Consider the following 248-nt stretch of genomic DNA (forward strand, 5'->3'; position numbering starts at 1 on the left):
CTGCAACTACTTGGCACATATTATCATAACTTTGTTACTCACTTACTTGAGGGAGAATATCAAAGAAGAGTATATACCCTAGCAGAAGAAGGAGAAGCACTTACAGCTTCAACTTTAACTGAAATAAAAACAAATGTACTTTCGACATTCTGGGGAAATTCTGTAGAAATTGACGAAGGTGCTGGCTTAACTTGGATGCGCCAACCTCATTATTATATGGGCTTATATTCTTACACCTATTCCGCAGG

General features: G+C 37.9%; 1 pseudogene. It reads left to right on the forward strand.

The window, feature by feature from the left end:
* Positions 1-248 (forward strand): annotated as a pseudogene (locus SB775_RS32360) (oligoendopeptidase F); the annotation flags it as partial.

This window comes from Peribacillus sp. SIMBA_075, assembly GCF_046534585.1.